This window comes from Aliivibrio sp. S3MY1, from assembly GCF_028765575.1.
Lineage (GTDB): Bacteria > Pseudomonadota > Gammaproteobacteria > Enterobacterales > Vibrionaceae > Aliivibrio.
The window spans coordinates 1-6364 of sequence record NZ_JARACO010000048.1 but is presented as its reverse complement, the minus strand read 5'-3'; the positions used below and the strand labels follow the sequence as shown (position 1 = coordinate 6364).

Below are 6364 nucleotides of genomic sequence, written 5' to 3'. Positions count from 1 at the left end.
GAGTTAGCAGAGTAATCGTCAATAAATGGATCAAAGCATATCTCGATAATGCTCTTGAAGGGCTTCAAGATAAACAATATTCTGGTAGATCCCACCGCCTAACAGATAGCAAAAATTACAACTCAATATGTTATCGAACATGCCGTAAATGAGAATGGCGGTCGTCTTCAAGCGAGAGATATTGGACTTTATATAGAAAGCAATTTCAATACATTATATAAAAAGTCGGCGCTCTATCAGTTATTACATAACATAGGTTTGAGTTGGATTACTACTCGCTCTAAACATCCTAAGCAGTCAGTTGAAGCTCAAGAAGCTTTTATGGTCAATGCAATACAACAACGCGAATATGGGCAGAGAAAGGTACGCGACCTAGAGTAGTACAACAACAGCAATTTGAGTATGCATACCTTTTTGGAACAGTATGTGTCACAACAGGATAAGCTGAAGCGATAGTGGTTTCCCTGAGCAATATGGAAGCAATAAAAGATCAACTCAGATTTATTTCTCAAGCCACGCCAGTTGGCACCAGAGCTATCTTACCGATGAATTAAATAACCTCACCGTAATCCATATCCCACCTTATTCTCGAGAGTTTAACCCTATAGAACCGGTATGGAGTTGGCTCCGTAAAAATGAAGTAGCAAACAGGTGTTTCGAAAACTATGACGATATTGTAGAGACATCATGTGGAGCGTGGAATCGGATAAAAGTAAAATGATGCAGAATAGATATTGTGAAGTGGGAGTTCCCGAGGTTAGGTTTTTTATTGGAGAGCTTATTGAAGAGTCATAGTGGAGCATTAGGAGTTCTGTTCTTCCGTCACTATCGTGAAAAATAGTGTTAGATAAAATGGATATTCATTTAAGATCGGGGTAAAGGTAGTGAAAATAGCATGAGTTCTTTCAAACTCACGCTAAGAAGCAATTAATTATAAGATTTGATTTAAGATATGATCAGCTTTGATTCGTTTGATTCGTTTGATCAAACGTTTAACTTCTAGCGGATAACTATCTAATTTATCGACTTGCTTATAAGTAGCTATAAGTTGAGTATGTTTTAAGATAACTTCAAGTTCGGCTTGTTTTTCACTAAGCAATAGCTGTTCAGGATCTTGTAGCAATAATCCATTTTCTAGATCTAACTTCCAAGCTCTTGGATTTAAATTACTACCAGTAATCAACGTAAATTCGTTATCAACCCAGACTCCTTTTAAATGGAAACTATTATTTTCATGCTTCCAAAGGCGAAGAGATAACTGTCTATTTGCTATGTAGGTTTCATTCGTTTTAGCAAAATTTCGAAGGTTGATCTCATATAAATAAGGTAAACCAGCAATGGTTTTAAACTCTTCTTCTGGAGCTATGTAGAAGTCATTAGCTGTTTTATCACCAACAATAACGGTTACCTTCACACCTCTGCGTAAGGCTTTCTTAAGCTCTTTAGCAATGGGTTTAGGGAAATTAAAATATGGAGTACAAATCGTTATTTCTGATACAGCAGAAGCCAATAGAAGAAGGATATGACTGTTAAGCTTATTGCCTTTTCTACCCAGACCAATAAGTGGGGTTATGCCTATTTCTCCTGACTTTCGCATCTGAGGAGTAAATTGGTAATTAACTACACTTAGTTGTTTGCGAAGTTCTTTGATCGCAGGTTTTAAGGATTTGGTATTTGGTCTATTTTGTTGAGATAAACTATTTACAGCAGGACTCGCTATCAATGTTTTTTTGATTAACGAAACCATGGAGTTTGCTAGAAATTGATTATTCAATAAATGGTATCTATCGCAGCGGTATTTCTCTTTATAAGCCAAATAAACATCATTTAAGCTAGCTCCGCTATACACCACCGTATCATCAAAAATAAAACCTTTAAGGTGTAGCACCCCGAACACTTCTTTATTACGGACAGGGACACCTAAAACATTAATTGAGTGTTTGTATTTCTCTGAAAATTCTCTATAAAGAGCAGCGTTACCATCGCTAGATTCAGCACCAATAAGCCCTCGCTGTGCTCTATGCCAATCAACTAAGACATTTATATCAAGTGTCGGCTGCTTCTGTTTTGCTTCATATAATGCGGTAAAAATTTCGCGGCCAGCATCATCATTTTCTAAATAAAGCGCAACAATATAGATCCGTTGTTTGGCATTCTCAATTTGCTTTAATAGCTCATAGCGAAAATCTTCTGCAGTATGAAGAGTCTTTAAACTCTCAGGATTTTGAGACAACATTGGAAGCATAGATAGCTGTTCTTTACTTTCTAGAGGTTTTGTATTCATAACAAGTCATTAAATTATCAATATAAGATCAATCATTTTAGCAAAATAAAGTGATATTGCCGAGAGTAATATCAAAGAGTCAGCTTTGATATACTAAAATGTCTAAGAGTTTTCCATCTTTTGTATAACGTTCATATTTGTTTTTTACAATATATGGAACTTCAGAGCTGTTAGCGTAGTTAAATTTATTTTTAATGTAAAATGGAGTTAGGCTAGGTTCACATAGGCAGTAAGCTGAATCTAAAGTTAAGAATTGAGGTAAGTTTTTTAATAATATGCTGCCATAATTTTGTTGTCTTTTTTCATTTATAATCATCATACCAGTCAAGAAGTGGCAGTCATCATAAGTTTTTATTCGGATCGATCCGATTATTTTTTTATCTTCTTCTAGAATGATTATGTCTTCTTTCCCTTTTGGTTTGCCTGAGGGGTAGTTATCTTTATATAGCTTATGCAGGAGGGGGAGACGTAATTTCTCTAGGTAAGACACAGTAAGATTCATGGGGTTTTCTATATAGTTTTTTAATATTAAGTTAGAATGTACTTAATTTAGTCTTTTAAATATAGTCGATATGAAAATTTTACCTACAAAAATGTTAAAGCCATATAACAGTTTTTCGATAGATGAAAATGCTGAACTGATCATTGAAGCTGAAACGACTCAAGATTTAATTGATATTTGGTCATCAGAACAGTATTCAACATCAGTAAAGCTTCCTCTAGGGCGTGGAAGTAATACTCTCTTTTGTGGACCATTTGAAGGGATTGTTGTTCTTAATCGTCTTTTAGGAAAAGAGGTTGAAGAAAAGGGTAATGATTATTTAATCACGGTTGCAAGTGGTGAAGATTGGCCTAGTTTCGTTGAATGGTGCGTTGAGCATAATTACTACGGCATCGAAAATTTGGCAATGATTCCTGGCTGTGTTGGTTCATCACCGATTCAAAATATTGGTGCTTATGGATTAGAGTTAAAAGACATTTGTGAATCTGTCGAATATTTAGACCTTAATACATTAACAATTAAAAAACTTGAGCATTCTGAATGTCTATTTGGTTATCGAGATTCAATTTTCAAGCAAGAGCTTAAAGACCAAGTAATAATCACTGCTGTAACATTACGGTTATCTAAAGTATGGCAACCCCTTCTATCGTATGGACCACTCTCTCAATTTAATGCTACGAGTAATACAGCAAAAGATATTTTTTTGAAAGTTTGTGAGATTAGGTCTAGTAAATTACCGGATCCTAGATTGCTAGGGAATGCAGGAAGTTTTTTTAAAAATCCTATTATTTCAAGTGATCATTATTGTCTTTTGAAGGATAAATACCCAGAGCTTCCTGCGTATGAGTTTGGGGAGAATAAGAAAGTTGCGGCAGGTTGGCTTATAGATAATGCGGGATTAAAAGGATTTCAAATTAATGATGCATCTGTTCATAAAGAGCAGGCACTTGTTATTGTTAATAATGGTAATGCGACCTCGAGCGATATATTAAGTTTAGCGAATCATATTAAATCGAAAGTATACGATCTGTATCAAATTGATTTGGAGCATGAAGTTAGATTCTATTCCGGTTCAAAAGAGACGTCTTTAGCGGAGTTATTTTAAGTGAAAGAACACGTAAAGAAACTTGCGATACTTCGTCAGCTTAGTGATGGGCGTTTTCATTCAGGTGAAGACCTGGGTATGAGTCTCAATATTTCACGCTCTGCAATCAGCAAGCACATTTCTGCTCTGCAAGAGTGGGGATTAGTCATATATAAAATAAAAGGTAAGGGCTATTCGCTATCTGAGCCCCTTGAATTATTATCCTCTGATAAGGTAAGTCATGAAAAATTACCGGCACCTATTTTATTAGGTGTTACTGACTCTACTAACCAGTATTTACTCGACGAAATGAAGACGCTGGAATCGGGGCAGTCTTGTTTTGCTGAATATCAGACATCAGGAAGAGGACGCCGCGGTCGTACTTGGGTTTCGCCATTTGGAAGTAATATATATTTTTCTTTATATTGGAAGCTTGAAAGCGGATTAGCCGTCGCAATGGGTTTGAGCCTTGCTGTCGGGATTGCTGTAGTTAATGCATTAGAATCTCTTGGCTGCCAAGATTTAAAACTTAAATGGCCTAATGATATCTATTGGAATGGAAAAAAATTAGCGGGAGTACTTATTGAATTATCGGCTCAGTCAGGCGGAGCTGCGCATGTTGTTATTGGTGTTGGAATAAACGTAGATCTTGATGCTCGTTTTAATTCTGAGATAGATCAACCATGGACTGATTTGAAGGAAGTCCTTAATAAAGAAAAGCAACGAAATAAGCTTGCAAATACGTTATTAAAATCAATGTGCCAAGTTATGGAAGAGTTTCAAATGTCTGGGTTACGTCCATTTATTGAAAGATGGAAAAAGCTGGATAACTTTATGGATAAAAAAATCACTTTACAAACCGGCAGTAATGGAGTGACCGGTATTTGCAAAGGGATTGATGAACAAGGCGCAATATTGGTTGAAATTAATGGAGAGATAATATCGTTCATTGGTGGTGAGATATCGATTAAGAAAGAGTAACTATTTTTTTATTGAGACCTGATTGATTGAATGGTTTTTAGTTTTTGATAATATCAAACTAGCACGCATTTTTGTGGGTAGTATATTTTCTCTTAAATTTAAACCATTAATCGTATCCCAAATATGCTCTGCTTTTTCTTTTGATTTATCAATAGACAGTTCAGTATAGTGCGAAAAATAAGCACCTTTTTGTCTAAAGGCACTGGTTCTTAGTTTTAAAAAACGCTCGGTATACCAAAGTTTTAACTGTTCTTGGGTGGCATCAACATAAATAGAAAAGTCTAAGAAATCAGAAACGAATTGGTTATGTTGCTGACCTGGATAGTCATAATTATTTTGCAAAACATTTAATCCTTCAATAATTAAAATATCAGGATTTGAAATGATGTTCTTCTCATCTGTAATATCATAAGTTAAATGTGAATAAATGGGAGCTTCAACAGAACTTCTCCCCATTTTCACGTCAGCGACAAATGAAACAAGTGATCTCATATCATATGATTCAGGAAAGCCTTTCTTGTGCATGATACCTTTATCATTCAGTACTCGGTTTGGATATAAAAAGCCGTCAGTAGTAACTAATTGTGTGCTTAATGTTGGTAATAATTGACGTAATAACGTTTGAATGATTCTTGCGGTTGTACTTTTCCCAACAGCAACACTACCAGCGATTCCAATAATGAATGGTGAGTTAATGGTATTGTTTAATAAGAAGTTTTCTAAAATGATGTTTTTTTCTTTATGGCTTTCTATATGAAGTTGAAGTAATCGAATTAATGGCAAGTAAATTTCTTCTACTTCCATAATATTGATATTCTCATTTATCCCACGCAGGCTAGTTAATTCTTGTTCGCTTAATGTCAAAGGCGTTGAATTGCGCAATTCAGCCCATTCTTTACGAGAAAAAGTTAAGTAAGTGCTCACATTGTATACCAGAGGGATGTAATGAAAGGCAAACAATACAATAAGGAAGTATAAGAAAAAAGAGTAGTTGCTCTTTTTCAGTCATAGAACTGATTAGAATTCGCTAAATTGGAGTGAAAAGGTAAAAAAAGTCATTTTATTTGATTTTTCGGTTGCATGATATTTAGAGATTAACTAGAATGCGCACCAATTGTGCCGACTTAGCTCAGTAGGTAGAGCAACTGACTTGTAATCAGTAGGTCACCAGTTCGACTCCGGTAGTCGGCACCATTCTATTTTTAAATTATATTAAAGAATAGATATAAAATTTGGAGGGGTTCCCGAGTGGCCAAAGGGAGCAGACTGTAAATCTGCCGCGAAAGCTTCGATGGTTCGAATCCGTCCCCCTCCACCATTTTCAAGGTAAAATAGCTCTGTCGAGTTACATTGCGTGCATCGTATAATGGCTATTACCTCAGCCTTCCAAGCTGATGATGCGGGTTCGATTCCCGCTGCACGCTCCATCTCCTATTTTCCTTATATTTCAAATATATTTTTTTGGTTACGTGGTCATTTATAACCACCAATGCCGTACCTAGAGGGACTATCA

General features: G+C 35.7%; 7 protein-coding genes and 3 tRNA genes. 7 read left to right on the top strand and 3 right to left on the bottom strand.

Annotation, left to right across the window (positions count from 1 at the left end; genetic code table 11):
- The first annotated feature begins 105 nt into the window (after positions 1–105).
- Both PVK62_RS17720 and PVK62_RS17715 read left to right on the top strand, forming a co-directional pair.
- Positions 106–381, top strand: coding sequence for a helix-turn-helix domain-containing protein (locus tag PVK62_RS17720; RefSeq protein WP_443111786.1), 276 nt, complete (start codon positions 106–108; stop codon positions 379–381).
- Between the two features lie 118 nt (positions 382–499).
- Positions 500–721 (top strand): transposase, encoded by a 222-nt coding sequence (locus tag PVK62_RS17715; protein WP_443111785.1) that lies wholly within the window; start codon positions 500–502, stop codon positions 719–721.
- 210 nt (positions 722–931) lie between these two features.
- On the opposite strand, the gene pssA is transcribed toward PVK62_RS17715, so the two are convergent.
- Positions 932–2284 (bottom strand): CDP-diacylglycerol--serine O-phosphatidyltransferase, encoded by a 1353-nt coding sequence (gene pssA, locus PVK62_RS16865; protein ID WP_274445540.1) that lies wholly within the window; start codon positions 2282–2284, stop codon positions 932–934.
- Between the two features lie 79 nt (positions 2285–2363).
- Positions 2364–2786: a GNAT family N-acetyltransferase gene (locus PVK62_RS16860; RefSeq protein WP_274445539.1), complete on the bottom strand. Its 423-nt coding sequence runs from the start codon at positions 2784–2786 to the stop codon at positions 2364–2366.
- A gap of 70 nt (positions 2787–2856) precedes the next feature.
- Here PVK62_RS16860 and murB point away from each other — a divergent pair, with 70 nt between their 5' ends.
- Both murB and birA read left to right on the top strand, forming a co-directional pair.
- Positions 2857–3891 carry a UDP-N-acetylmuramate dehydrogenase gene (gene murB / locus PVK62_RS16855; RefSeq protein ID WP_274445538.1) on the top strand — a complete coding sequence of 345 codons (1035 nt, stop codon included), beginning with the start codon at positions 2857–2859 and terminating at the stop codon, positions 3889–3891.
- Positions 3892–4851 carry a bifunctional biotin--[acetyl-CoA-carboxylase] ligase/biotin operon repressor BirA gene (gene birA, locus PVK62_RS16850; RefSeq protein WP_274445537.1) on the top strand — a complete coding sequence of 320 codons (960 nt, stop codon included), beginning with the start codon at positions 3892–3894 and terminating at the stop codon, positions 4849–4851. It abuts the gene before it with no gap.
- Here birA and coaA read toward each other — a convergent pair whose 3' ends face one another.
- Positions 4852–5775 carry a type I pantothenate kinase gene (gene coaA / locus PVK62_RS16845; protein ID WP_274445536.1) on the bottom strand — a complete coding sequence of 308 codons (924 nt, stop codon included), beginning with the start codon at positions 5773–5775 and terminating at the stop codon, positions 4852–4854.
- 194 nt (positions 5776–5969) lie between these two features.
- On the opposite strand from coaA, the gene PVK62_RS16840 reads away from it, so the two are divergent.
- The 3 genes from PVK62_RS16840 (at position 5970) to PVK62_RS16830 (ending at position 6278) form a co-directional block, all read left to right on the top strand.
- Positions 5970–6045: transfer RNA gene (locus PVK62_RS16840), tRNA-Thr, on the top strand.
- Between the two features lie 40 nt (positions 6046–6085).
- Positions 6086–6169: transfer RNA gene (locus PVK62_RS16835), tRNA-Tyr, on the top strand.
- Positions 6170–6203: 34 nt separating this feature from the next.
- Positions 6204–6278: transfer RNA gene (locus PVK62_RS16830), tRNA-Gly, on the top strand.
- The last annotated feature ends 86 nt before the right edge of the window (positions 6279–6364 follow it).